This window comes from Anabaenopsis tanganyikae CS-531, from assembly GCF_029891675.1.
Lineage (GTDB): Bacteria > Cyanobacteriota > Cyanobacteriia > Cyanobacteriales > Nostocaceae > Anabaenopsis > Anabaenopsis arnoldii.
The window spans coordinates 1-26580 of sequence record NZ_JANQDF010000066.1 but is presented as its reverse complement, the minus strand read 5'-3'; the positions used below and the strand labels follow the sequence as shown (position 1 = coordinate 26580).

23 protein-coding genes and 1 pseudogene are annotated in these 26580 nt (G+C 42.2%); 11 read left to right on the top strand and 13 right to left on the bottom strand.

All coding sequences use genetic code 11. From position 1 onward, the window contains the following. The 3 genes and pseudogenes from NWP22_RS07080 to NWP22_RS07070 all read right to left on the bottom strand — a co-directional run. A pseudogene (locus NWP22_RS07080) lies at positions 1–154 on the bottom strand (IS701 family transposase); the annotation flags it as partial. A gap of 152 nt (positions 155–306) precedes the next feature. Continuing rightward, positions 307–1656 (bottom strand): DUF4347 domain-containing protein, encoded by a 1350-nt coding sequence (locus tag NWP22_RS07075; RefSeq protein WP_280801667.1) that lies wholly within the window; start codon positions 1654–1656, stop codon positions 307–309. A gap of 652 nt (positions 1657–2308) precedes the next feature. Next, positions 2309–3166, bottom strand: coding sequence for a DUF4351 domain-containing protein (locus NWP22_RS07070; protein WP_280801666.1), 858 nt, complete (start codon positions 3164–3166; stop codon positions 2309–2311). Positions 3167–3626: 460 nt separating this feature from the next. Here NWP22_RS07070 and NWP22_RS07065 point away from each other — a divergent pair, with 460 nt between their 5' ends. From NWP22_RS07065 to psaX, 3 genes are all read left to right on the top strand, one after another. Further along, a complete protein-coding gene (locus NWP22_RS07065; RefSeq protein ID WP_271734643.1) occupies positions 3627–5189 on the top strand; it encodes an NAD(P)H-quinone oxidoreductase subunit N in 1563 nt (520 codons plus the stop codon). A gap of 116 nt (positions 5190–5305) precedes the next feature. Next, complete coding sequence (gene lipA / locus NWP22_RS07060; protein WP_271734645.1) at positions 5306–6217, top strand: lipoyl synthase; 912 nt, start codon at positions 5306–5308, stop codon at positions 6215–6217. A gap of 84 nt (positions 6218–6301) precedes the next feature. After that, entirely contained in the window at positions 6302–6436 is a 135-nt protein-coding gene (gene psaX / locus NWP22_RS07055; RefSeq protein ID WP_089090711.1) for a photosystem I protein PsaX, read from the top strand. 20 nt (positions 6437–6456) lie between these two features. Here the strand turns inward: psaX and NWP22_RS07050 are convergent, their stop codons facing one another. Beyond that, the gene (locus NWP22_RS07050) at positions 6457–7323 is read right to left on the bottom strand and encodes a branched-chain amino acid ABC transporter permease (RefSeq protein ID WP_271734640.1); all 867 of its coding nucleotides are present in this window, start codon (positions 7321–7323) and stop codon (positions 6457–6459) included. Positions 7324–7418: 95 nt separating this feature from the next. Between NWP22_RS07050 and larE the strand changes: the two genes are divergently transcribed. Then, complete coding sequence (larE, locus tag NWP22_RS07045; RefSeq protein ID WP_271734637.1) at positions 7419–8240, top strand: ATP-dependent sacrificial sulfur transferase LarE; 822 nt, start codon at positions 7419–7421, stop codon at positions 8238–8240. Here the strand turns inward: larE and NWP22_RS07040 are convergent. After that, positions 8222–9127, bottom strand: coding sequence for a DNA-methyltransferase (locus NWP22_RS07040; protein ID WP_280801665.1), 906 nt, complete (start codon positions 9125–9127; stop codon positions 8222–8224). The genes larE and NWP22_RS07040 overlap by 19 nt on opposite strands. A gap of 335 nt (positions 9128–9462) precedes the next feature. On the opposite strand from NWP22_RS07040, the gene NWP22_RS07035 reads away from it, so the two are divergent. Beyond that, positions 9463–10017: a CAP domain-containing protein gene (locus NWP22_RS07035; RefSeq protein ID WP_271734634.1), complete on the top strand. Its 555-nt coding sequence runs from the start codon at positions 9463–9465 to the stop codon at positions 10015–10017. An 88-nt stretch (positions 10018–10105) separates the two neighbouring features. Then, complete coding sequence (locus NWP22_RS07030; RefSeq protein ID WP_271734633.1) at positions 10106–10756, top strand: ribonuclease D; 651 nt, start codon at positions 10106–10108, stop codon at positions 10754–10756. Positions 10757–10905: 149 nt separating this feature from the next. On the opposite strand, the gene NWP22_RS07025 is transcribed toward NWP22_RS07030, so the two are convergent. From NWP22_RS07025 to kdpA, 4 genes are read right to left on the bottom strand one after another with little or no spacing between them, the layout of a single operon-like run. Then, complete coding sequence (locus tag NWP22_RS07025; protein WP_280801664.1) at positions 10906–12015, bottom strand: sensor histidine kinase KdpD; 1110 nt, start codon at positions 12013–12015, stop codon at positions 10906–10908. Between the two features lie 11 nt (positions 12016–12026). Beyond that, positions 12027–12215, bottom strand: coding sequence for a potassium-transporting ATPase subunit F (locus tag NWP22_RS07020; RefSeq protein WP_271734630.1), 189 nt, complete (start codon positions 12213–12215; stop codon positions 12027–12029). A 24-nt stretch (positions 12216–12239) separates the two neighbouring features. Next, entirely contained in the window at positions 12240–14309 is a 2070-nt protein-coding gene (kdpB, locus tag NWP22_RS07015; protein WP_271734629.1) for a potassium-transporting ATPase subunit KdpB, read from the bottom strand. A 27-nt stretch (positions 14310–14336) separates the two neighbouring features. After that, the gene (gene kdpA / locus NWP22_RS07010; protein ID WP_271734628.1) at positions 14337–16022 is read right to left on the bottom strand and encodes a potassium-transporting ATPase subunit KdpA; all 1686 of its coding nucleotides are present in this window, start codon (positions 16020–16022) and stop codon (positions 14337–14339) included. A 188-nt stretch (positions 16023–16210) separates the two neighbouring features. Between kdpA and NWP22_RS07005 the strand changes: the two genes are divergently transcribed. After that, positions 16211–16705, top strand: a complete 495-nt coding sequence (locus tag NWP22_RS07005) for an RpnC/YadD family protein (RefSeq protein ID WP_271734627.1) — start codon at positions 16211–16213, stop codon at positions 16703–16705. Between the two features lie 89 nt (positions 16706–16794). Beyond that, on the top strand, positions 16795–17262 hold the full coding sequence (locus NWP22_RS07000) for a hypothetical protein (RefSeq protein WP_280801663.1): 468 nt from the start codon (positions 16795–16797) through the stop codon (positions 17260–17262). A 324-nt stretch (positions 17263–17586) separates the two neighbouring features. On the opposite strand, the gene NWP22_RS06995 is transcribed toward NWP22_RS07000, so the two are convergent. The 4 genes from NWP22_RS06995 to pdxA form a co-directional block, all read right to left on the bottom strand. Further along, on the bottom strand, positions 17587–18900 hold the full coding sequence (locus NWP22_RS06995) for a CO2 hydration protein (protein ID WP_271734624.1): 1314 nt from the start codon (positions 18898–18900) through the stop codon (positions 17587–17589). Between the two features lie 52 nt (positions 18901–18952). Next, positions 18953–20455: an NADH-quinone oxidoreductase subunit M gene (locus tag NWP22_RS06990; protein WP_271734623.1), complete on the bottom strand. Its 1503-nt coding sequence runs from the start codon at positions 20453–20455 to the stop codon at positions 18953–18955. A gap of 48 nt (positions 20456–20503) precedes the next feature. Continuing rightward, the gene (locus tag NWP22_RS06985) at positions 20504–22363 is read right to left on the bottom strand and encodes an NAD(P)H-quinone oxidoreductase subunit F (protein WP_271734621.1); all 1860 of its coding nucleotides are present in this window, start codon (positions 22361–22363) and stop codon (positions 20504–20506) included. A 229-nt stretch (positions 22364–22592) separates the two neighbouring features. Next, positions 22593–23651 carry a 4-hydroxythreonine-4-phosphate dehydrogenase PdxA gene (gene pdxA / locus NWP22_RS06980; RefSeq protein ID WP_271734619.1) on the bottom strand — a complete coding sequence of 353 codons (1059 nt, stop codon included), beginning with the start codon at positions 23649–23651 and terminating at the stop codon, positions 22593–22595. A 385-nt stretch (positions 23652–24036) separates the two neighbouring features. Here pdxA and petM point away from each other — a divergent pair, with 385 nt between their 5' ends. From petM to NWP22_RS06965, 3 genes are all read left to right on the top strand, one after another. Next, complete coding sequence (gene petM, locus NWP22_RS06975) at positions 24037–24141, top strand: cytochrome b6-f complex subunit PetM (RefSeq protein WP_010998885.1); 105 nt, start codon at positions 24037–24039, stop codon at positions 24139–24141. Positions 24142–24318: 177 nt separating this feature from the next. Further along, a complete protein-coding gene (locus tag NWP22_RS06970) occupies positions 24319–25323 on the top strand; it encodes an SDR family oxidoreductase (protein WP_271734616.1) in 1005 nt (334 codons plus the stop codon). A gap of 122 nt (positions 25324–25445) precedes the next feature. Beyond that, positions 25446–26363: an NAD(+) kinase gene (locus tag NWP22_RS06965; protein ID WP_280801662.1), complete on the top strand. Its 918-nt coding sequence runs from the start codon at positions 25446–25448 to the stop codon at positions 26361–26363. The last annotated feature ends 217 nt before the right edge of the window (positions 26364–26580 follow it).

Genomic DNA, 26580 nt, shown 5'->3' with positions numbered 1-26580 from the left:
CCCATAGTAACCTAGGTGTTAGCTTTTCTCTCTTCAAATAATAATTAATTGCATCATGGCTAATCTGCTCTAAATGCTCTGCTAAATTGGTAATCGTGTAATTTATTTGACTGCTTAATAAGTATTGGCAGTAATTAAGCTTTGTAAATCTCATGCTCATCACCAACATTATCTCTTACACCCTCTACCTATTTTCTCATGAATCGCTATCTGAATCTGGTTTTATTCATACTTTTCTACTATCAACTGCACTAGGCATCCCCCCGTGCCATTGACATCACTTATATAATACCAATGTGCTTTCATTTAGCGATTGCTACACACAGATGCAAGCTCTGCGTAGCGATCGCCTGTGCCAGTTGCGTAAGTCCTAACACCATCTAACTTTCCTGTTTGTGAAAAAATGAATGTATCATCGCCATTGCTACCAGTGAGGTTCTTAATATTTTTAAAAGTAAATTGTTTATCGTTCAATTCGACTTTAACTTCATTTATTCCACTAATCAGAACCGTACCATCCGGAGGTATATTCAGGGTGTTGTTATTTTGAGATTCACCGATGAAATTGTAGATATCTGCAACCGCAAATCTATGTTTATTGTTGACTACTTCAATACCCTGTGCATTTATGCTAAAAGTCTGATCCCCCGCAGTTGATCGAAATATTATCTCTGAGCTTAGATCATTATTTCCAGTTAAATTGGTTAACTGTTCAGTACTAATACTCAATACCCGGTTTTTATTATCCACTGTAAGGAGTTGTTGAAAATAAGATACAGTTAATTTCCCCTCAACTGGTGCAAAAGTGACTTGTGATGGTCGTATCAAATCGTTATTATCCCATGCTTTATCCTTGTCTTCGATGGTTTGTAATTGTAATAAATACTGATAATCATTAATACTCTCCTGCCAGGGCAAACTAGACTCTATGGCTCCTGTCTGTACTTCCAGATGCCAATCACCACCCAACAGGGCATTACCAGTGAAATCATCAGAAGCCGCAACATCAGCCCCCGTCAAGTGAGCTAACTCCGCCACTAACTCAATGCCAATCCCCGCAGCCACATCACACCCATAAAGCAGTATATCTGCTGTTGGTGTTAAGGAGAGACTCCAATCCTGCAACTGAGACTGATACTGTGCCAAAGTAGCCTGTGTTAAGACAGTATTACCCAAACTGATGGAACCCTCAGCACCATGGGAAACAACATGAACCGCCTCAATGGCTTGACGTTGAGCCAAAACCGCACTAATTTGGGAGATACCATCTTGGGAACCGTCAAGGACAACAGTTTCTACATGATGACCTAATCCAGTCAAGAAACTTTGATAATCCGGCACTGCCTGATCCACAAAGATAATCTCTGTTTTGGGCAACCCAGTCAAACTATCCCCGCCCACACCCTCTTGAGGCACCAATCCTGTGAGTAAATCTCTGCCATACTCTTGAGACGGAAAAGCATCCCAGTCGGGGAACTGAAAATCACTAGTTTCTACTAACTTAACTTCATCCATCCACTGCAATTCTGACCCCATGGGGCTGAGTTGCTCTGGGAAATTATGCTGCTGTGGCGAATAATCAGCACCAATAACGTCATAAACAGGGAAAACATCGGCACTGTGCGGGAATTCGGAATTAAAAGACTGATTATTCATGGTTTTACCCAAGAAGTTTGTATATTTTGGAAAATATCACCAAATTAGGAGCTAATTACTATACGTTATAAAACTTAATGTATAACTTAATTCATAACGTGAGTTGGACGGATAGGAAAGGGCAAAAAGCTAGCTATACATGAATTTGCTTCACTGGGCATCAGAAAACCGATCATTACGATTAATTAAATTAATGTCAAAAAAAACACATAAAAATGCTAAATTGTTACCGTAGTCCATTTGACATCTACCTAAAAGATTTGCCTGCTCTACCCCGTACCATTTTTTTAGTTCCATCGAACTCACGTTAATTCGGTTTTGAGAACCGTGACCAAAGGAGTGGGATACAGAGTAACATCGTAGAAGGACGGCTTTCGTCTGTCATAGCTCTTGCTATTTAGCGTGCAGTACAGTAGAATGTAAAATAGTCGGCATAAGGCATCGGCACGACTTTAAATCGGCGAGGAGCGACTGTAACCCTACTTCGGTAGCAAGTTGCAGTGAACCCTCAAAAATCACCAACCTTCTAGGTCGGTGAGTATGCCAAATGTCCGATTATCAAAGGACATGGGTAATAGATGGCCATTTGATTAACCGTGAGAATACATAAATGATAAAACCCCAAAATACCAGGTATTCTGGGGTTTAGTTTCTACTTATTACCTAACCAGGACTGCAAATCTAACAAACTGGTAAAGTCTAATAAAGCCTCACCGAGATTTTCTAATTCTTCCAATGATAAATTTGCCAATTGTGCGCCTATATCTGGGGGTAATTCTCCCACCCTGCGAGTGAGTAGACGTACAAGTAAACGTCGTTCTCGCAGTTCCCCTTGCTGTTTCCCTCGCAGTTCCCCTCGCTGTTCGCCTATTTGTTCTCCTTCTTCGAGAATTTCTTGGTAAATTACTGACTCCCGCATCATACCCTCCCGAAATAGTCTTCTAATTAAATCCTTCTTAAATTTTAACCCGGCTAAAATTTGGGTGTAAGCCGAAATTTCAGGGCGCTGGGTTGTCTCCAGTGCGTTAATTCGTGAGACAATTTCTGTCAGCAAGGTTTGGGGTTGGGTGGTCGCTGTTAATGGTGCTAGTGGTAACAATGCAGGGTCTTGGAGAAAGATTTCTGGGTTTTGTTCCCACATCCGAATTAGACGATATTCATGACGGGTAGTTTCCACGTTAAAGGCTGTAGTGATTTCTCCCTCATCCAGGGGAGGAAGCAGTAATACTACTACTTGTGTCACTGGTAAACGATACAAGCGATACAACCTTACCCAATAGTCTAACATTCGCAGTGGTAGGGGTGGTGTGGATTCTAATTTGGTTTGAAATTCTAAATGTAAAATCCTGCCTTGCAGTTGTAAAAAGGTGACATAATCGGCGCGGATGGGTTCTATGCTTAATTCGGTTTTGAGAACTGTCACATCCCCTTGCTGTGTCCCTAATACCCAACTGGCGAACCTTTGCGGGTGTTTTTCTGATAGCAGCTTGCAGAGATTGTCAAAGGACATGGGTAATAAATGGTTATTTGATTAACCATGAGGATACATCAGCGATGATACCCCAAAATACCGGTTATTCTGGGGTTTAGTTTCTACTTATTACCTAACCAGGACTGCAAAAATTTAACGACTCAGACATTAGTTCTCCTTTGCTTGGATAAGTGTCTCACTACTTAGGGATTATTCAAGCAGCTTGTATTTTTAGTCTAAAGTCCAGTTATTCGGTAGGTGTAATATGTATAGTAGGGGAATGTGCGATTCGTTCTCTACTCAAAACGCTATGGGATTCTTTTTGGGATCGAAGGGGAGGTTGTAACAATTTGTTACATTCCGCATAGGTCCCAACAATGGATGACACGGGAAGAATTTTTGAGAAAACCTTACAGAAATATCGAAAATATCCAACGGTAACAATAGAATAAACTCAGATGCTTCCTTAATGTCTAATCGTCAAAACCTAATATATCTCATGGATTTTTCTAATCTGACATCCCAGTTAAATGCTGGAACGATTTTGCCAGAGGGGATTGTAATTGTCACCCTCTTAGGGGTTTTGATTGTTGATTTGATTTTGGGACGTAGCTCCTCACGCTGGATTGGATATGTGGCGATCGCCGGTTTAGTGGCTGCGGTTGGCGCTCTCTATCTTCAATGGGATGCTACTAATCCCATTTCCTTTACCGGGAGCTTTATTGGTGATGACCTGAGTATTGTTTTTCGCGGTATTATTGCTTTGTCTGCTGCGGTAACTATATTGATGTCAATTCGCTACATTGAGCAAAGTGGTACTGCTTTAGCAGAATTCATCGCTATTTTGCTCACTGCTACCGTGGGAGGGATGTTTTTATCCGGTGCTAGTGAGTTGGTGATGATTTTCATCTCACTGGAAACCCTCAGTATTTCTTCATACTTACTCACAGGTTATACCAAGCGTGATCCCCGCTCTAACGAAGCTGCGCTGAAATACCTGTTGATTGGAGCCTCCAGTACGGCAATATTTTTATACGGTGTTTCCCTGCTGTATGGTCTATCAGGTGGACAAACAGAATTAGGGGCGATTTCTAATGGTATTGCTGCTGCTAATGGTGGTCAGTCTTTAGGTTTGGTAATTGCCCTGATTTTCGTGATTGCCGGTATCGGCTTTAAAATCTCCGCCGCACCCTTTCACCAGTGGACCCCAGACGTTTACGAAGGCGCTCCCACCCCGGTGATTGCTTTTTTATCGGTGGGTTCCAAAGCCGCTGGGTTTGCCCTGGCCATTCGCTTGCTGACAACAGTCTTCCCCCTAGTTGCGGAGGAATGGAGATTTATTTTCACTGCCCTTGCAGTCCTAAGTATGGTATTGGGTAACATAGTCGCCCTGGCCCAAACTAGCATGAAGCGGATGTTAGCTTATTCATCCATTGCTCAAGCTGGATTTGTGATGATTGGCATGATTGCGGGAACTGAAGCCGGATACGCCAGCATGGTATTTTACCTCATGGTGTATTTGTTCATGAACCTGTGCGGTTTTACCTGCGTGATTCTCTTCTCCCTACGCACAGGAACAGACCAAATTGCCGAATACTCTGGATTGTATCAAAAAGACCCACTGCTTACACTCGGTTTGAGTATATCTCTACTTTCCTTGGGTGGGATTCCGCCATTAGCAGGGTTTTTTGGCAAGATTTACCTGTTCTGGGCTGGTTGGCAAGCTGGACTTTACTGGTTAGTTTTACTTGGCTTAGTTACTAGTGTTGTCTCCATCTATTACTACATTCGCGTGGTAAAAATGATGGTAGTCAAGGAACCCCAGGAAATGTCAGAGGTAGTCAAAAATTATCCAGCAGTACAGTGGAACTTGCCAGGGTTTAGACCTTTGCAAGTGGGACTAATAGTAACTTTAATTGCGACTTCCATCGCGGGTATTTTGTCCAATCCACTATTTACACTGGCTAACAATTCTATCTCTAATACTGCAATGCTACAAGCAACAGCGGTGGAGAAAAACCAGGTAAGTATAATCTCAACACCAGAACTAGAAGAGTTGTAGATTGGATGTTGCAACTTTAGGGGGTGCCAGAAACTAGCACCCCTGCTGAATTATGTTAAATTTGTGTCAAAGCCATCATTAGGGCCACAGTACTTTTGGATATTGCTTAAATGTCTATGACTACGCCACAACCAGCACCCCAACCCCTCCCCACCGGGAGCCTAACTATGCCTAGCTGGTTACGCCGCTCTATTGGCAGGGCTAGTGAGCTTTCTACTGTACAACGGATTATTAAGCAACGCCAAATTCATACAATTTGTGAAGAGGGACGATGCCCCAACCGAGGAGAATGCTATGGTCAAAAAACTGCCACTTTCTTACTATTAGGCCCAGTTTGTACACGCTCTTGTGCTTTTTGTCAAGTAGATAAGGGTCATGCCCCTATGCCTATTGACTTAGAGGAACCGCAAAAAGTAGCTGAAGCTGTGCAACTGTTGGGATTACGTTATGTGGTTCTGACTTCTGTAGCCCGTGATGATTTACCAGACCAGGGGGCGGGGCATTTTGTCAAGACAATAGATAATATTCGCCTGTTAAATCCAGAAACTCAAATCGAAGTGCTAACACCAGATTTTTGGGGCGGCGCTGGTGCGGGAGAATCAGGACAACGAGCAAGAATAGCCACAATTGTCACCGCTAAACCCGCTTGTTTTAATCACAATGTGGAGACGGTACGGCGGTTAACAGGTCCGGTGCGTCGGGGTGCTAAGTACGATCGCTCCCTGAATCTGTTGGCTATGGTGAAAGAAATTGATCCCACTATCCCCACTAAGTCCGGTTTAATGGTGGGACACGGTGAAACCAGGGAAGAAGTTATAGAAACTATGGCGGATTTAAGGGCGGTGGGATGCGATCGCCTCACCATCGGCCAATATATGCGCCCTTCCTTAGAACATTTGCCAGTGCAAAAATACTGGACACCAGAAGAATTTGATACACTATCAGGGGTAGCACGGCAAATGGGATTTAACCACGTCCGTTGTGGTCCTTTGGTGCGTAGCTCTTACCATGCTGGTCAGGAAGGTTGACACAAATATTTTTAAAGGATTTTGGTTTTTTGGTACGACTGTTTGGTATTTCTGAATAAAGTCAAAAAAGAAGGAGAACGACTGATGGCTAAAGTTCAAAATTCCCCCGTTCCAGCAACGGGCGCTAAACCCCCCTACACCTTCCGTGCTGCCTGGGCATTGCTGTTATTAGCTGTTAACTTCTTAGTTGCAGCTTATTATTTCCACATCATTGAATAATTAGAAGTGGACGGTGCTGCTTAAATCGTACCTTTAAATAAACCTTTGGGGCGAATGAGCAGCACCAAAATCATCATTAACAGTGCTATACCTTGTTTATACTGTGAACCGATCCACAAGCTACTCACTTCTTGAGCGATACCAATAATAAACGCGGCGGCGATCGCACCGTAGGGGTTACCAATACCGCCTAAAATTACGGAAGCGAATAAGGGCAAAATCAAAAACCAGCCCATATTGGGACGTACTGCTGTAATCAATCCGTACATACTGCCACCCAAAGAGGTGAATATCCCCGCAATAATCCAAGTCCACAGGATGACCTGCTCGACATTAATCCCAGAAACCCTAGCTAAGTCTAAATCATCAGCAACTGCACGCATGGCTTTACCAATTTTGGTATTTTGCAGCAGGTAGTGCAAGGCCAAAATTGCCACCACTGCTAACCCCAATACCAGCAATTGATTTTGGGGTATCCTGATGCCAAAAACATTCAAAGCAGTGGTAACGGGTAAATTGTAATTTTGGTTTTGACCGCCCCAGAAAAAGATAATACCATTGCGCAGGAATAAAGCCAGCCCAATGGAAATAATAATTAAGGTTGTGGAGGTAGCACGAATAGAGCGCATTCTTGCCCATAACAACTTTTCAGACAGTAGCATTGCTGCTACTGTTCCCGCGCTCGCCAGAATCATGGATAGCCAAATATTGATACCACTGGTATTGAGTAACAGGGTCAAATAGGCAGAGAGAGTGAGAAAATCACCGTGAGCAAAATTAGATAACCGTAAAATACCGTAGGTCAGGGTCAATCCCACTGCGGCCAGGGCGATAATGCTACCTACAGCTATACCATTAACAATTAGTTGAGCAATTTGTATATCCATAAGTTTGATGTTTTCGGTGGGTGTTCAACCCATATACACATCCGCTAGAATAGAATTAATTGGGTGCTATAGGGTTGAGAGTAGATTTCAAAATCATGTTGACAGAAAAGTTTGACCAGTTAAAAGTTTTATTTGGCGAAATGCAACAGGCTTTGATTGCCTACTCCGGAGGAATTGATAGCACTTTGGTGGCCAAGATTGCTTATGATGTATTGGGCGATCGCGCTTTGGCTGTCACAGCTGTTTCTCCTTCCCTGTTACCAGAAGAACTAGAAGATGCGAAAATTCAAGCCGCAACTATAGGGATTCCCCATAGAATAGTCCAAACTCATGAAATGGACAATCCCAATTACACTTCTAACCCTGTCAACCGTTGTTATTTTTGCAAAAGTGAATTGCATGATACCCTCAAACCCTTAGCTATGCAGTTAGGTTATCCCTATGTAGTAGATGGGGTGAATGCTGATGACTTACAGGACTATCGCCCAGGAATTCAAGCAGCAAAAGAAAGAGGTGCGCGATCGCCTTTAGCAGAGGTCGGTGTCAGCAAAGCCGAAGTCCGTCAACTTTCACAACAACTCGGTTTACCCTGGTGGGATAAACCCGCTCAACCTTGTCTAAGTTCTCGCTTTCCCTACGGTGAAGAGATTACCATAGCCAAGTTACAAAGAGTAGGTAGAGCAGAAATTTATCTGCGAAAACTGGGTTGGGAGAATTTGCGCGTGCGTTCTGAAGGTGATACCGCCAGAATTGAATTATTACCAGCAAATATCAAAGATTTTATCTTGACTACCAATTTACAGTCCCTAGTTGCTGCATTTCAGGAGTTGGGATTTATCTATGTCACTCTAGATTTAGAAGGTTATCGCAGTGGTAAGTTAAATCAAGGTCTCGCTCTTCAATCACTAAACCGATAACGACTCCCCATCACATAATCCTGATTAATTTCACAAGAAATCCATCGGCGTTCCCAACTTTCAGCCACAAACCCAGTGGTATTGGAACCTGCAAAGGGGTCTAACACCATATCACCCTCATCAGTTAAAAACTTGATGAAAAATTCAGCGAACTTGACAGGAAACCGCGCGGGGTGGGGTTTAATCCCTTCTGCTTTACAACGCCGTAAATAAGCGCTATTGGATTCAGTATTGGCAATTTCTAGCAAATTTGGCGGAATTGCGCCCTGATTATCCTTCTGAAACTTATCAGAAATATCATGACCACTGGGGCGCATTTTAGCTTTATAGCCATTTTTCAGTAGTTGTTTCATACTCTGACTATATGGCTTTAAAACTTTTCTGTTATCAGCCTTAGGATTTGGTGTTTTTGACAACCACCAAACTACATTTACCGAATCTTTCACACGAACTCGCCTGATTGTCACCCACTCCGCAGGGGTAGGTAATCGTGCAGGATTATAGTGATAGAATTCTTGGGCTAAAAAAAAGCCAACCTCTTTACACAGTCTCACCAGAAGTTCATATTGGTAGATAGTGCGCACCGGATGACCACGCAGGTAAGCGCCCCCCAAATCTAAAATCAATGAGCCATCATTAGTTAGAACCCTTTTAAACTCCTGAGCGAAAGGTAAAAACCATTCAATATATTTTTCTGGGCTTTCGTTACCATATGCTTTTTGACGTGCGAGAGCAAATGGTGGTGAAGTGAGGATCAGATTAATACTATTCGGCTCCATGGATTTTACCAGATGGAGACTATCACCCAAATATGCTTTTCCCAACCTTTGGGAGTAATAAGGACTTAAACATATATCTTGTGGTGATTTGATTATTTCTTCTGACAAGAGCTTTCACAAGTTAAAAATTTATTTATATAGGTATTTTACTTGGTATCTACCATAAAGTTATCTGTACACCGCTAAGACCTCTAGATTTGTGTTCATCTGTGGACAAATTTTCTCAAGAACTAAAACATCCTCACCAAAATGCGTAGTGTTATAGAAGCGGTGGAAGATTGTCGGCATTTATTTATATTGTTCTAAATTATACATTAATTAAACTAAAGATTATTTGCCAAAATGCCTGAATTTAATTAATTTTCGAGATTATCCTGTTATATATTCCTAGAACCAGAAGTTAGATTATAGGTCTAGCAATTACACATATCAAGCAACTGTCCATGTTTAGACAACCTGCTTTTGGTATCGCTTTAAGTACGCTTGTCCTTGCGAGTGGATTAATGAATACCTCCATAACGTCTCACAGGTCTACAGAGTCAACTAATCGTAGTCAACCTTTGTTAATTCCTCCAAGTCAGGCTGCAATGTTAACTACTACTACTACTATTAAAACCAATGCACTAGAGAAATCAGTTTTTGACAAAATTAACCAATATCGAGTCTCTCAGAATCTGCCAAAGTTGAGACTAAATACAGATATTAGCCAACAGGCGAGGATTCATAGCCAAAACATGGCTAATGGTAAAGTCCCGTTTAGCCATGAGGGATTTGAACAGCGTGTCACTGCCATTCCCCTACAGTATAATAACGCCTCAGAGAATCTAGCCTTAAATAAAGGATATAGTAATCCAGTCGGCGAAGCCATTACCGGGTGGTTGAAAAGTCCGCGACACTTGCAGAATATTCATGGCGACTACGACCTCACGGGGATTGGTGTTGCTACCAACAAGGAAGGAGAAGTTTACCTAACTCAAATTTTTATTCGCAGTAGATAGATTGATTTACACCGATTTTGGCATCATAATTAATGTAGTGTCTGATAGTTTTTTTCTCAAAGACACTACATTTATATTTAGGTAGTTCATGACATTACAAGATTTTCAAATCAGTGATAGCCTACGTGGCGCGGCCATAGGTGACTTGACTGAGGCTGCTTTGGCTGAGTATTTAAAATCAGAGGCGATCGCTGTGGATACTGAAACCATGGGACTATTACCACAGCGCGATCGCCTCTGTCTAGTTCAGCTATGTAATCTTCAGGGACAAGTCACGGTAATTGGGATCACCAAAGGCCAAACCGAAGCCCCAAATTTAAAGATACTCTTGGAAGCGGTCAACGTGGTGAAAGTTTTCCACTTCGCCCGCTTTGATATTGCGGCTTTGCGTTATCATCTGGGGATTCGAGTTCAACCTGTGTTTTGTACCAAAATTGCCAGTAAGCTAGCTCGTACCTACACCAATCGTCATGGACTCAAAGATGTAGTTCAGGAATTAGAACAAATAGAATTAGACAAAAGCTCTCAGAGTTCCGATTGGGGTAACGCTGCCAATTTATCAGAGGCTCAACTCAACTATGCTGCTAATGATGTCCGCTACCTATTGAGTGTACAGCAAAAACTTACAGCGATGCTCAAACGGGAAGAACGTTGGGAAATTGCTCAAGAATGCTTTCAAGTTTTACCGACCCTTGTCACCTTAGATTTATTGCAATTTAAAGATTTATTTGAACATTGATTTACTTAATACTTGCTGCAATATTAAAGATTTTTTTCCAGATTTACGGGGTAATTTTGGCAGGGAGACACCATATTTAAACTATCTACACACTTAGCTCCCGGAATTTCTCAAAGAAATTCCGGGTATCTGGGTTTTGATTCAATGACTTATTTATCTGTGGAAATAATATGTAAGTCTATATTTCTATTTCTAGTTAAATCTATCATTTGTTGAGTAAAAGACTTTTGAAACCATCTTTGCCAACGCGGCTGTTTAGTTTCACCAATAATAATTTGTGTAATATGATAATTTGTTGCTAGTTGAGAAATTTCTTGAGCAACATTTTGGCTTTTAATATGTAAAAACTCTCCGCCGAAATCCCGGCATAAATGCTCACAGGTATCTATGTGTAAACTTTCTTCTTTAGTCAAGAATCGTTCAGGATTGGCCACAAACACAGCATACAGTCGAGCATTCATATAGTGGGCAATACGTGCGCCTCTGCGTAATAATTGCACAGAAACAGGATAAGTAGATACACATACTAAAACCCGTTCTTGAATGTTGTAATTAGGCTGTAAAAAGTTGGCAGTATTTGCTTCTTCTTCCACGGTATCTGCTACTTCTCTTAATGCTAGTTCCCGTAAAGCAATCAGATTACGACGGCGAAAAAAGTTTTTCAGAGATGGCTCAATTTTTTCAGCAGCGTAAATTTTGCCTTCTTGTAAGCGCTCTTCTAAAGTTTGTGGGGTCACATCAATCACCACAACAGCATCAGCTTCATCTAACACATAATCAGGAATGCGCTCTCGCACCACAACACCTGTAATTCTGGCGACTAAATCATTCAAACTTTCCAAATGTTGAATATTAACAGTAGAATAAACATCAATTCCCGCTGCTAAAATAACTTCTACATCCTGATAGCGTTTTTTCCTTGGGGAACCAGGGGCGTTAGTATGAGCGAGTTCATCCACTAAAACGAGTTGAGGGGAACGTTGCACAATTGCATCTGTATCTAATTCCTGTAGAGTAACGTTCTGGTGGATAAAAGCTTTTTGGGGAATTACCTCTATTCCCGCAGCTTTCATGGCGGTTTCCTTGCGTCCATGAGTTTCTAAGATTCCGATCACTACATCAATTCCATCTTGTTTGAGTTGATGTGCTTCCTCAAGCATTTTGTAAGTTTTGCCGACACCGGGAGCCATACCAATAAAAATTTTATGTTTCCCACGTCGGAGGGGGAGAAGATGAATATGATCAGAGGAATCAAACATAAGTAAAATAGTTAAAACTTCTCTGGTTGAAAAATGACGACAAACAAATAAATACTGACGGCAAAAGTTGCTAGTCCTAAAAGGGTAATGGCGTAGGATGCAGAGCGTGATATTGCTTCAGGGGTGGCGGCGTAGAGGATTTGTGCTAGGAATAAATTAAGGAAGAGGGTAAGACACAGAGTAAGAGATAGATTTTTCATAATTAAAACCCAAAGGCTGTGGGATTATGCCAGTCCTATGATTGTGATCAAAAGGTCTATGATTTTGATGGCAATGAAGGGTGTGATCACGCCGCCCAGTCCGTAGATGAATATGTTCCGTTGTAGAAGTTGGTCGGCGGTGAGTGGTCGGAATTTAACGCCAGTTAGTGCTAGGGGAATGAGGGCGGGAATGATTAAGGCATTGTAAATTAAGGCCGAGAGAATGGCAGATTGGGTACTGGTTAAAGCCATAATATTGAGAGGGCCAACACCAATACCAGCGAAGATAGCCGGGAGGATGGCGAAGTATTTGGCGATATCGTTGGCAATGGAAAAGGTGGTGAGTGCACCACGGGTAATCAGCAATTGTTTACCAATAGTGACAAGATCAATTAACTTGGTGGGGTCAGAATCTAGGTCTACCATGTTAGCGGCTTCTTTGGCTGCTTGAGTACCCGTATTCATTGCTACACCTACATTGGCTTGAGCTAAGGCGGGAGCATCGTTGGTGCCATCTCCGGTCATGGCTACCAGTTTTCCTTGGGCTTGTTCACTCTGAATGACTGTAATTTTGTCTTCCGGGGTGGCTTCGGCGATGAAGTCATCAACTCCGGCTTCTTGGGCAATTACAGATGCGGTCATGTGGTTATCACCTGTGAGCATGATGGTTTTAATGCCCATGCGTCGCATCTGGTCAAATCGTTCCCGAATCCCCGGCTTGATTATATCCTTGAGATAAATTACACCATATATCTCATTGTTTTTACATAGAGCTAGGGGAGTGCCACCTAGTTGGGAGACTCTTTCAAAGGCGGTGTCAAGCTCAGATGTTAAATCTCCATTGCGAGACCTGACAAATCCTTTAATAGCATTGACTGCGCCTTTGCGAATTTCTACGCCGTTAGATAAGTTAGTGCCACTCATGCGAGTTCTGGCGGAAAATTCCATACTTTCGGCTTGTTGAGGGTCAAAATCTAATTTTGCGCCTAATTTCTCTGCCAGTGTGACAATTGACTTACCTTCTGGTGTTTGATCAAAGATACTGGATGCTAGGGCAACTTGGGCTACCTCTACCATAGAATGACCGTTGACGGGAATAAATTCTTCTGCTAGGCGGTTTCCCAAAGTAATCGTACCGGTTTTGTCTAAGATCAGGGTGTTAATATCCCCGCAAGCTTCAACTGCACGCCCGGAAGTGGCAATTACATTAAACTGAGCTACTCTATCCATTCCCGCAATGCCGATCGCACTTAATAAGCCGCCGATGGTAGTAGGAATTAGGGCTACTAATAAGGCTATGAGTACCGCAATACTTAGGGGTGAGTTGAGGTAAAATGACACTGTAGGTATTGTGCCAATTACCACTAAAAATACTTGGGTGAGCACTGCCAGCAAAACTGTCAAAGCAATTTCGTTAGGTGTTTTGCTGCGGGAAGCGCCTTCTACTAAACTAATCATGCGGTCAATAAAACCTTGTCCGGGGTCGGTGGTGACTCGAATGATCAGCTCGTCGGAGACTATACGGGTTCCTCCGGTTACAGAACTGGCAATGTCTGAACCAGGTTCTTTTAATACTGGTGCTGATTCTCCTGTAATAGCTGATTCATCAACGGAGGCTACACCGCTAATCACTTCACCATCGGCGGGTATGACATCACCAGCGGTGACTTTGATTGTATCCCCTCGCCGTAAGGCTGTAGAATTCACCTCTTGAATAGAACCATCGGGGAGAATTTTTTGGGCTTTGGCTTCGGATTTTGCAGAGCGCAAAGCATCCGCTTGGGCTTTACCTCGTCCTTCGGCTACGGCTTCGGCAAAGTTAGCAAAGACAACGGTGGAGAATAAAATTAAGGTGATTAGTGCGTTGAATAGTCGGGGATTTTCCCCTGTAGTTGAGCCAAATATATTCGGTGCAATTGTCATTGCTGCTGTGATGATAGTACCTAACCAGACTAGGAACATGACTGGATTTTTGATCATGTTACGTGGGTGCAGTTTGACAAATGCTTGCCGGAATGCTTGGGGGTATAGTTGAGATGGTGGGACTTGGGGTTTATGTCTGCGTTTTTTTCGCCGTCTTGTAGTTGTTGCCATTTTTAGGTGAATGGGTGGAATTTTTGCTTAGTTTCCTGCTACTAGTTGAAATGCTTCTGCTACCGGACCTAGGACTAGGGCGGGGAGAAAGGTGAGAGCGCCCAAGATTAAAATTACCCCCGCTGTAACTGCTGTGAATAGTTTGGTGTCGGTTCTCAGGGTTCCGGTGGTGGTAGGTACTGGTTTTTTACCAGACATACTATCTGCTAAAAGTAACAGTGCCATGATAGGGATATAACGCCCAGCTAAGATACTGATACTTGTACTCAGGTTCCACCATAGGGTATGATCATTTAATCCTTCTAAACCAGAACCGTTGTTAGCTGCCGCAGAAGCATATTCGTAAATTACCTGGGAAACTCCATGAAATCCAGGGTTACTAATACCAGAGAGGCTATTAGGAAAGGCAAAGACAATCGCCCAAGGAATGAGAATGGCGAAGGGGTGAACTAATAAGATGATGCTGGCTAAAACAATTTCTTTTTTTTCAATTTTTCTGCCTAAAAATTCTGGTGTTCTCCCTACCATTAAGCCTGTGAGAAATACTGTTAAAATTAAGTAGATGAATAGGTACGCTGTACCGGTTCCCTGTCCTCCCCAAATTATTTGTAAGAACATATTAAAGAGGGTGACAAAACCCCCAGGAGGCATTAAGGAATCGTGCATTCCGTTGACAGCACCGCACATTGTGGCTGTGGTCATGACCGCCCAGAGTGCGGTTTGCGCCCAACCAAATCTTACTTCTTTTCCTTCTAAGTTGGGTTGCTCTGCTCCTAAGAGGGAATTAACTAAGGGATTTCCTTCAAATTCGCCTACTGCTGTGATTCCTACTAAGAAGAGGAAAATTATCAATACCATCCAAAATACTAACCATGCTTGCTTACGGTTATTCATAAATATACCGTAGGTGTAAATTAGTGATGTGGGTATGGCCATCATCGCCCACTGCTCTAATAAGTTGGAGAAGCCATTAGGATTTTCAAAGGGATGTGCTGAGTTGACACCAAAGAAGCCACCACCGTTTTCTCCGAGTTCTTTAATAATTTCGTAGTGGGCCACTGGACCACGGGCTATTACTTGGGTGGCACCTTCTAAGGTGGTGACTGTTGCTGGTCCTGCTAAGGTTTCTGGTACACCAGCCAATAGCAATAATAAGCCGCCAATTATTGATATGGGCAATAATATCTGGGTAATTGACCTGATGAGGTCACTGTAAAAGTTGCCTAACTGTCTGCCAGTTAAACCACGAATAAAGGCTATACTAACTGTTATACCGGTACCGGCTGAGGTAAACATTAAAAAACCTAAAGCGAAGGTTTGACTGGCATAGCTCCAGGTGGTTTCACCAGTATAATGCTGTTGGTTGGTGTTGGTAACAAAGGAAATGGTAGTATGTAATGCTAAATCCCAATTAGGCGCGCTTAATCCTGTGGGATTTAGGGGTAACCATTCTTGGAACATGAGGATTAAATAAACTAAAATCCCCATGACTAAATTGCTATGGAGCAAGGCTTGGGTATATTGCCATCCTGTCATATTTTCCTGGTGACGCACCCCACTTAAGGCATAAATTATTCTTTCTAAGGGATTAATTATGGGTTCGAGTAGTGTTTGTTCTCCCATGAAAACTTGTGCTATGTACCTTCCTAATAATGGAGTTGTGCCGATGACTATGACTAGGGTAAAGGCGATTTGTATCCATCCTTGTAACATGATTAAATAGGCTCCCAGTACATAATTTTCCCAGAGATGTTGAAGTTATAAGAAAAGTTTACATATTCACATACAATTGTTCTATGACGTGGTTAAATGTCAACATAACATAATATCTTACATCCTGTGAAAATAACTGATTTCCCCAAAGAAGCAGAAAAAATAATTAATAACAAACTCTAATGACCATGACCGAAATTACAGCTAACTATGATGAAACATGGAAAGAAGTAATAGGAGATTATTTTGATTCCTTTGTCGCCTTCTTTTACCCAGAAATAAATCAAGAAATAGATTGGAATAAAACCCCCGTTTCTCTCGATAAAGAATTGGAGCAGATTACCGCAACTGCGGAGAGTAAAACACGCCATGCTGATAAATTATTTCAGGTGTGGTTGTTAGATAATCAAGAAGTTTGGGTATTAATTCATGTAGAAGTACAAAGTCAATATGATAAAGAATTTTCCCAACGAATGTTTATCTACAACTATCGGGCTTTTGATTTATATCAAAAACCGGTGATTAGTTTAGCTATACTAGGAGATGAAACGAAAAATTGGCAACCTAATTCTTACCGATATGGTTTAGGGAGTAGTCAACTAATCTTTAATTTTTCTAGTGTTAAGCTGCTAAATTATCAATGGGAGGAGTTAGAGCAAAGTAATAATATTTTTGCTATATAGCAATCCTAAATGATTCATGAACAATTTCTGTTCCCTGTTCCCTGTTCCCTGTTCCCTTTCCTCACTCATAATTTCTCAAGTCAAATAGGATGACTATAGTGGTGATGGCACATTTAAAGACTAAAGCCACTAATAGCAATCTGTCAGTTAGGGAACAGTGGAAGTGGAAGTTAGCTAGATTACTCTATGAAAGAGGTTATAACCGTAAAAAAATTGTGGATTTGTATAAGGTCATTGATTTAATGATGGCTTTATCTGGAGATTTGCAATTAAGTTTTGAGGAAAAATTAACTAATTATCAGGAGAAACTAAAAATGCCATTGTTAACGAACATTGAAAAACGGACTATAGAAAAAACCACCAAGCAAACTCTGAAACAAAATATTATCAAACTCCTACAAGTGCGGTTTGGTGACATTCCAGAAAATCTGGTTGCGAGCATTAATAAAATTGATGATACATCTTTTTTAGAACAAATATTTGTATCAGCAATTAATGTTAGTTCTTTAGAAGAATTTGCACAGCTGGTTAACTCTGATTTACCAGCAGTAGATTAATAGATGTAGGTTGGGTTAAGCGCAGGGCGTAACCCAACAATTGATAATATAGTTTACATAAGGTCATTGATTTAATGATGGCTTTATCTCGATATTTGCAATTAAGTTTTGAGGAAAAATTAACTAATTTACTCCTTACGCAACTGGTAAAGGATATCTGCTCAGTGCAGCAGGGCTTCGCGATCGCATGTTTTAAATATATGAGCTTCGAGTCACACAGATCCCCGACTTCTGCACAAGTTATCTGAGATTTTCCCAATTATGTAAGAAGTCGGGGATATTAGTCGTTCCCTTCGACTTCGCTCAGGGAACTTAGGGAACACTTCAGCGATAATCTTGGCGTTGAACGTCACCCAGACGGGCCGCATCACGAATACCGTAGTCAGAACGGGTAAAGCGGTTTAACTGCGCCTCGAAAAAGTCTCGATTAGCTTGTAAATGCTCAGGTTCAGGGTCATCTAAAGGATAATGAAGGGCCGTGCGTAAGGCTTGAATCACCGCAGAGGTAACATTGTACATTGAACGTTGAAAACTAACTCCCAACTGAATCAACATATCATCCTCACCCCGACAATATTGTTTATATTCTTCCACTAAATATGGTGGTAAGAAGTGCAACATATCTTGCATTAACAGTGTTGGGGGAATACCTGCTGTACCGACGGGGAACACATCAGCATAAAGAATACCATAGTGAAAATCTGCTTGGTTATCTGGTATTTGGCGCGCTTGAGCATTATAAGATTTTGTCCCTCTAAAAGGTGCAGTACGATAAAAAACCGCTTCTACATAAGGTAACGCCGCTTCATAAAGCCAGACAAAGCCTTGAGATTTGGGGATAATTTCGTAACATTCACCCCGGATATAAACATGATGGTAAATGGGACGATTGGCGACTGCAAAAATGCCATTGACCAGAAAATTCATAGCCTCCGGGACTGTGGTAATTTTCCCCTCGTCATATAAATCTGACATTTCAAAAAACACAGGGGCCATGACTTCCCAGAATAGCCCCAAATTGGCATAGTAAGACATTTGGCGACATTGTTCTATAAACATATCTGGGAAGAGTTTATAAAGCCCTAACATGAATGGGTTACCTTGAAAATAGGCTTTGATGGCTCTATCGGCGTTGGCCTTATACTCCGGTGTGTCTAAGTAAGGGTCAAATTTACCACCCATTCCTCTATGCCAAAACATAGCCCGCATACAGGCTTCGGCAAACTCCATATTAATGCGGTCATGGAATAGGTGATGTAATAATTTGGGCATTTTTATAGTTTCACCCTTCTCGATAAATGCCAAAAGTTCAGGGTGTGCGGTGGCCTGACCGCGCCAGACTCTCAGTTCTGCATCGTCACCGGCATAATGATTATGGAGTTCTAAGTATTCTTGAGGTAAGAAGTATTTAAAAAAGGGTAGGGGATTTAAAAATACTCGTTCGGCAATATACAGCAAGTTACGCCAGTAAAAATCCATCGGTACTGCATAGGCTTTATAAATGCCGATGATTTGTTTTAAATTTTCTGGTGTATCGGGTAACATAGAACCACCAGCTTCAAGGCGATGAATCACATCAGCAAATTCATGTCGGGAAGGAGGTAGTTTATTTGTGGGTTTCTCTGGAGTTTGTACCATGATTATGGCCTCGCAATGATGATGGTCAAGGGTTGGTCAAAGATCAGAAGTGCTAATTGTGGGGAATTTGAGCAACTATGGTTTTTTCTATGGGGGTAATTGCGGCTACCATGGCTGTAGTTGTAGTTTCGCTCCAACGGACTAACCAGGTGGGTTGTACACCCAAGAAGATAATGAGAGCTGCTAATACTAAGGCGGGAACTTTTTCTGACCACAAAACTTTGGGATAGTAAGCCAAATTATTATCCAGCTTGCCAAAACAGGTACGGTTGAGGAGTATGACGAAATACACCGCTGTTAAACCGCTAGATACTATACATAGTAGTGTGGGTATGGGGAAGACTGAGAAACTACCTTGAAATACAATAAATTCGGCTATAAATCCTGTTAAACCGGGAATACCCGCACTGGCCATACCACTGAGAACTAGTAGGGCGCTAATAAAGGGTAAACCGCGGATAGGACTCATTAAACCGTTGAGTTTTTCTAATTCCCTTGTACCAACTTTGACTTCTACTACCCCGACTAGGTGAAAAAGAATTGCCAAAATTAAACCATGGCTGAACATTTGAGCCACTGCACCCACTAGGGCTAAGGCTGTGCTAGAGGCGCTAGCTAGTAAGATATAACCCATGTGACCGATGGAGCTATACGCTACCATGCGCTTGATATCTTTTTGGGCGATCGCAATTACAGCGCCATAAATTGCGCTGATAGCTCCCCACAGGGCTAAGGTTGGTGCTACCACATTCCAAGCTTGGGGAAACATTCCCATCCCAAAGCGTAACAGTCCATAGGTTCCCAACTTAGCTAAAACGCCGCCTAATAAAATAGCAATGGGTGCGGAAGCTTCTACATAAGCATCAGGTAACCAAGTATGGAAGGGAACTAGAGGAATTTTAATTCCGAAGCCTAAAATAATTCCTCCTAGGAGGAGAAGTTGCAAAGCTGGGGCGATGTTTTGAATAGATAAACTATCCCAAGCGAAGCTGGTACCTCCACTGAGAAATACCATTCCTAGGAAGCTGGCTAAAATCAAAGCACCGGAAACAGCAGTGTAAATTAAGAATTTTATCCCCGCATAAGTGCGTTTTTCTCCTCCCCAAATGGAAATTAACAGGTAAAAGGGGATTAATTCTAGTTCGTAGAATAGGAAGAATAACAGCAGGTTTTCTGCTAAGAATGCACCAGCCACACCCCCACTCACGAATAAAATTAGGGGGTAAAATAGTCGAGGGCGTTCAGTTTCTTTGTTGCTGCTGTAAATGGCTATCCAGGTGAGTAAACTATTGAGTACCAACATTAAAATTGATAAGCCATCAACTCCCAGTTGATAACTCAAACCCAAAGTTTCATTCCAGGGGAGATATTCTTGAAATTGCATTCCAGAGTTGCTGGGGTCGAATTTCACTAAAATCAACAAGTTCCAGCCTAAGACTATGGCGGCTATGGTTAAAGATACTAGGCGAATGCGACTAGGGGATAGGAGTTTATGAGGTAAAAATCCAATAATTACGGCGCTAATAATTGGTATCCAAATGAGAAAACTCAACATATGATATGGTCCCGATGTTTTCCTTGGTGTTGATTTACGGTTGAGGCGTTAAAACATCAAACTTAAAAACTGTACTTTCCAGAAAGGCCAGGTTATCCATACACAGAAAATGCTGACTCCTAACAGTACAGTGAAGTTATAAAACTGGGTCTGTCCAGTGGTGCTGTATTTCAATCCTTCGCCGCCTAACAGGGAAAATAAACCGACGAAATTGACGATACCATCAACTATGAAGCGGTCAATCATATCAGCGAATTTAGAAAGTTGGTCAACGCTGAAAATGATGGTCATCCGATAGATTTTGGGTGTGTAAAAGTCGTATGCTAATAAGTCTTGTAAAGGTTGCCAAGGTAGGCGAATTGGTTTGGGAATGTTACCTAAATAAATGACGGCGCTAATGCTACAACCAAAAATACTTGACCAAATCAGTAATAGTACTAAATCTTTATTCAGGGTTGCCCAACTAGGTAATATTGATAAGCTTTGTAAAACTAAAGGCAAATGCAGGACTACGCCAAATAAGATCACCATGGGCATGATCATCGGCCAATGAACTTCGGGCGATCGCTCACTCATTGGTTTAGCTTGACCACCAAAAATTAAGCCAAATTCTCTCGTTAAACTGATGGCTGTTAAGGTGTTGACTATGAGAATAATTCCCACTAACCAGGGGTAATTTTCCCACAGTCCATCAGCTAATTTCACTAACGCCCAAAAGCCACCCAAGGGGGGAAAAGCAATTAATCCCAAAGTACCGACGATAAAAGCTAACCCGGAAATAGGGCGACGTGTCCACAGCCCACCTAGTTGAGTAACATCTTGGGTGATACTATTCCAGATAATACCCCCGGTGCTCATGACTAATAATGCAGATGCTAAAGCATGGGCAAGTACCAGTAATAATGCTGTTTCATCTTGTTGCATCCCTACAGCAATAAACACTAAGCCCATGTAAGCACTGACAGAATAAGATAAGCAGCGTTTAACGTCAACTTGAGCGATCGCAATTAAGGATGCACCTACAGCAGTAACTACACCGATGGCGACAATAAACCATGAAACCACAGGGGATAAACTTAATACAGGCTGGAGTTTAATTAATACCCAGGCACCGCTAGCAACCACTACGGAGTTACGTAAAATTGTACTGGGAACAGGTCCTTCCATGGCTTCATCTAACCATAAATGCAGGGGAAATTGAGCGCATTTACCCATAGGTCCAGCAACTAATGCTAAACCTACTAATGTGATCACCGTGGGATTTACTTCAGCATTACTCGCCCATGCTGCTAACTCTGTATAGTCCCATGTCCCTGATAAAGTCCATAAACCCAAGACTCCCATGAGTAAGAATAAGTCTCCTACCCGCTTGGTGAGGAAAGCATCTCTAGCACCAGTGACTACCAAGGGTTGACTAAACCATAACCCTACTAACAGATAGGTTCCTAGTGTGAGAATTTCCAAAATTACATAGCTGAAAAACAGATCATTGCACAAAGTTAGGGCAGATAATCCCGCTTCAAACAATCCCAATAAAGAATAGAAGCGCCCCCAACCCCAATCCATTTCCATGTAACCAACTGCAAAAATTTGTGCTAAGAAATTTAATCCAGTGATTACCACCATTGCACCTACACTAACTGCAGAAATTTCTAAGGTAATGGTGAGGTTTAAACCTGCGGTGGATAGCCAAGGAATAAATATTTCTTGGGGGGGTTGATTCCAGATGAATATAAAAGCAAAGACACTATGAAGTAATGACAAAAATGTCATGAATAAATTGACATAACCTGCTGGTCTTGAGCCGGTTTTCTTAATGACTCCCGGTGACCAAGGGATGGCTAAAAGTCCACCGATAAAGGCATAACAAGGGACTAGCCAAACAGTCCCTATGAGAAACTGAATCATGAAATTCACCTCTTTATTGATGGTATAAATTAGCTAGGCACTAGAGATAATTTCCTCTGGCTTCCAGTTAGCTACTTATTTGGCGAATGATAAATTTATTTTTCTTTAATTTTTCTAGCTTACCTTTTTTCTGGCCAAAAAGGAATTACATAATTAGACTAATCTATAATCTTTACTCTAATTAATTCTTAGACAATCAATTGTTTATGACTAAACCATAGAGTATAATCTATGGTTTACGGTTGATAACTAATTCCGCCGCTAACTCTATAGCTGCTTTCATACTGGTAGCATCAGCAATTCCCCGTCCTGCAATGTCAAATGCTGTACCATGATCTGGAGAAGTGCGGACAAAAGGTAACCCAATGGAAGTGTTAACGGCGCGGTCAAAAGCCATCAACTTAACGGGAATTAAGCCCTGGTCGTGGTAAAGCGCCAAATAAGCATCGGCGGGATTATGCACCGAAGTATGACCATACCAAGCAAGACCCGGCTTAACCCACATGGTATCAGGTGGTATGGGCGCTTCTAACTGCCAATGGGGGCGATTTTGTCGTTCTTGTTCTAACCAGGGAATTAACCAGTCTTGTTCTTCGGTTCCTAGTTGTCCTTCTTCCCCACTGTGGGGGTTTAAACCGGCGATCGCTATTCTGCCAGTTTTTAAGCCAAAATCCTGTTCTAAACACTCCACCAGTAAATCTAATTTTTCTGTCAATAATTTTGGTGTGAGTGTATGGGCTACTTGACTTAAGGGAATGTGTGTGGTAGCTAGTAAAGTGCGGAGTGTCCAAGCAGTGTGAGGAGAGCGGGCGACAAATAACATCCCGAAGCGGTCAACCCCAGCTTTTGCGGCTAGAAGTTCGGTTTGTCCGGGATAATTGTAACCTGCCAACTTCCAAGCAGATTTAGCAATCGGTCCGGTGACAATAGCATCAAAATTACCCGACAATGTGCTGGCGATCGCATCTTCCATATAGGCAAAACTAGCCGCACCACTAGCAGCATTACCCTGACCCACAATAATATTGTCTGTAATTTCCCTATCTAATGGCACATCCAGCACTTGTAACTGGTCTGGATGAGCTAAATCAATTGTATTGAGTCGTTCATAGACCCCTAACAATAAATCTCTATTACCCACAACTGTCAGGTCATATTTTTGACGAATAGCTCTATCAGCCAAAGCCTTTAAAATTACCTCTGGTCCGATTCCAGCCGGGTCTCCCAGTGTTAACGCCAAACGCGGGGGATTTATATTTGAGAATTTCACTGTTTTGATTTGATTCATTTAATACAAAGATATATTGAATAAAACTGCCATCTAGGAACTTGTCAAAGGGAAAATTAGGGATTGAGCATCAAACTGGTTTAGAATTATTTACACAGGTCTCATGAAAAAGAAGCCTTGATAGCGCTTCTAGTAGAGCTAGTTTAACCGAATATGCCTCAGGGCTATGCCTTGGTGGTGTCAACTGGTGGACTAGCATAGTGGCGATACTTCTGAGTAAAAGCCAAAAAAATGTGAACAATTGTGAGCATTTTGTCATGGAACTGGTGAAAATTAGATTAGAGTCATGACTCAATCTAGTGAAAGCAGCCCAGTTAAGAGGAAATCTTAAGGTTTTCCTTTAGCAAAACTGAACATCAACCATTCGTAAAGGAGAATCACACTCATGAGCGGCGAACTTCTGAATGCAGCGCTGTTGTCTTTCGGTTTAATCTTCGTGGGTTGGGCCTTAGGTGCTTTATTACTGAAAATTCAGGGCGCAGAGGAATAATCCTCGCAGGGTGGGGGCTGGGAACCGAGACCGAGACATAGAATTAACTTCTCTTGCTTCCCGCTTCCCAGACCTGCCAAGATTCAAGAGATTAATGAAAATAATGTAAACTTTTGTTTAGACAGCTAATTCTGTTAAGATTCATTTCATAAAAGTTAAAAATTTATTACTAACCTCATGACTTTATTAATTGTCGGTGCCACTGGCACATTAGGAAGACAAGTGGCTCGTCGTGCGATCGATGAGGGGCATAAAGTACGCTGTCTGGTGCGGAGTCCCAAAAGAGCTGCATTTCTCAAAGAATGGGGTGCTGAATTAGTCAAAGGGGATTTGTGTAAGCCCCAAAGCCTGACAGGAGCGATGGAGGGTGTAACAGCGGTCATTGATGCGGCGACATCTCGTGCTACAGATTCACTGACTATTAAACAAGTGGATTGGGATGGTAAGGTCGCATTAATTCAAGCCGCAAAAACTGCGGGTGTAGAACGTTTTATATTCTTTTCTATTCTTGATGCAGACCAGTATCCAGAAGTACCACTGATGGAAATTAAGCGGTGTACAGAACTATTTTTAGCTGAGTCTGGTATAAACTACACAATTTTGCGGCTAGCTGGCTTTATGCAAGGCCTAATCGGTCAATATGGTATCCCCATTTTGGAAAATCAACCAGTTTGGGTAACTGGTAATTCTTCCCCAGTGGCTTATATGGATACTCAAGACATCGCTAAATTTGCTATTCGCAGTTTGAGTGTGCCAGAAACGCACAAACAAGCTTTCCCTGTGGTGGGTACTCGCCCTTGGAGCGCTGAGGAAATTATTAACCTGTGTGAGCGTTTATCTGGGAAAGAAGCCAGAATCACCAAAATGCCAATTAACCTACTGCGTACAGTGCGCCGAGTTATCCGCTTCTTTCAGTGGGGGTGGAACGTTGCAGACAGGCTGGAATTTACAGAAGTCCTAGCCAGTGGTAAACCGTTAAATGCTCCCATGGATGATGTTTACCAACTCTTGGGATTAGACAAAGAACAAACCACAACTCTGGAAAGCTACCTACAAGATTATTTCAGTCGCATTATGAAGAAGCTCAAAGAGCTAGACTACGAGAAAAATAAATCGAAACAAAAAAAAGAGAAATCTAAAAAGACTCCGTTTAAGCAGTCTTCCAAAGTTAATAGTCAATAAAATGATTAGTTCCTGGTCATTGGTGATTCATGGGGATTTTTTCAGAGACTAATGACTACAGTGTCCAAAATATGTCAGGATGACAGAAGTAAAAAGCATCGCCAAAACTTGGATATTTGAGTGTGCCGAAAGCAGGCATTATTTACAATAACGTTAAACCGATAGCGAGTCGCATCGCTATGGAACTGCAAGACAAACTTACCACCGCTGGCTGGGATGTAATTACCACTACAAGTATGGGTGGTATATTGGGCTACTCTAGTCCAGAGAGTCCTGTGTGCCACACCCCCATTGATGGACTAACTCCCCCCGGTTTCGACTCGGAAATGAGTTTCGCTGTGGTACTAGGGGGAGATGGCACTGTTTTAGCAGCTTCCCGTCAGGTCGCCCCTACTGGTATTCCCCTGTTAACGGTGAATACCGGTCATATGGGATTTTTGACGGAAACTTATGTTAATCAACTCCCTCAAGCTCTAGAGCAAGCGATGGCGGGTGATTTTGACATCGAAGAACAAGCCATGCTCACTGTGAGGGTGTTTCGCGGTGAGTCCGTGCTGTGGGAAGCCCTCTGCTTAAATGAAATGGTTTTGCATCGAGAACCCTTAACCTCTATGTGCCATTTTGAAATTGCTGTGGGGCGACACGCACCAGTGGATATTGCCGCGGATGGTATCATAGTTTCTACCCCCACGGGTTCCACTGCTTATTCATTAAGTGCCGGGGGTCCGGTCATCACTCCTGGTGTACCTGTCTTGCAGTTAGTACCCATTTGCCCTCACTCTCTGGCTTCTAGGGCGTTGGTATTTCCAGATACAGAAACAGTCAACATCTACCCAGTCAATATTCCCCGACTGGTGATGGTAGTTGATGGTAATGGGGGATGTTATATCTTCCCAGAAGATCGGGTATGTTTAGTGCGATCGCGCTATAGTGTCCGATTCATTCGTCTGCAACCGCCGGAATTTTTCCGCATCTTGCGAGAAAAGCTCGGTTGGGGTCTACCACATATCGCCAAACCGACATCGGTAGAGCTCCCTTAGTAACCATAAATTACTAGGAATCATCTGCTACCGGCAATCAGGGATAAAAATTGCATCTATCTTGATTACCGGCGCATACCTGCTATATAAAACCTAGACAAAGCTAGACTTTACTTTCTACTTCAACGGGAGCATGGGAGCGGTTATCCCTTAGTAGACTTGCACGCCTTAGCCAGACGCGATATTTCTCTTAAGATTTACAAGAAAGACTACCGCT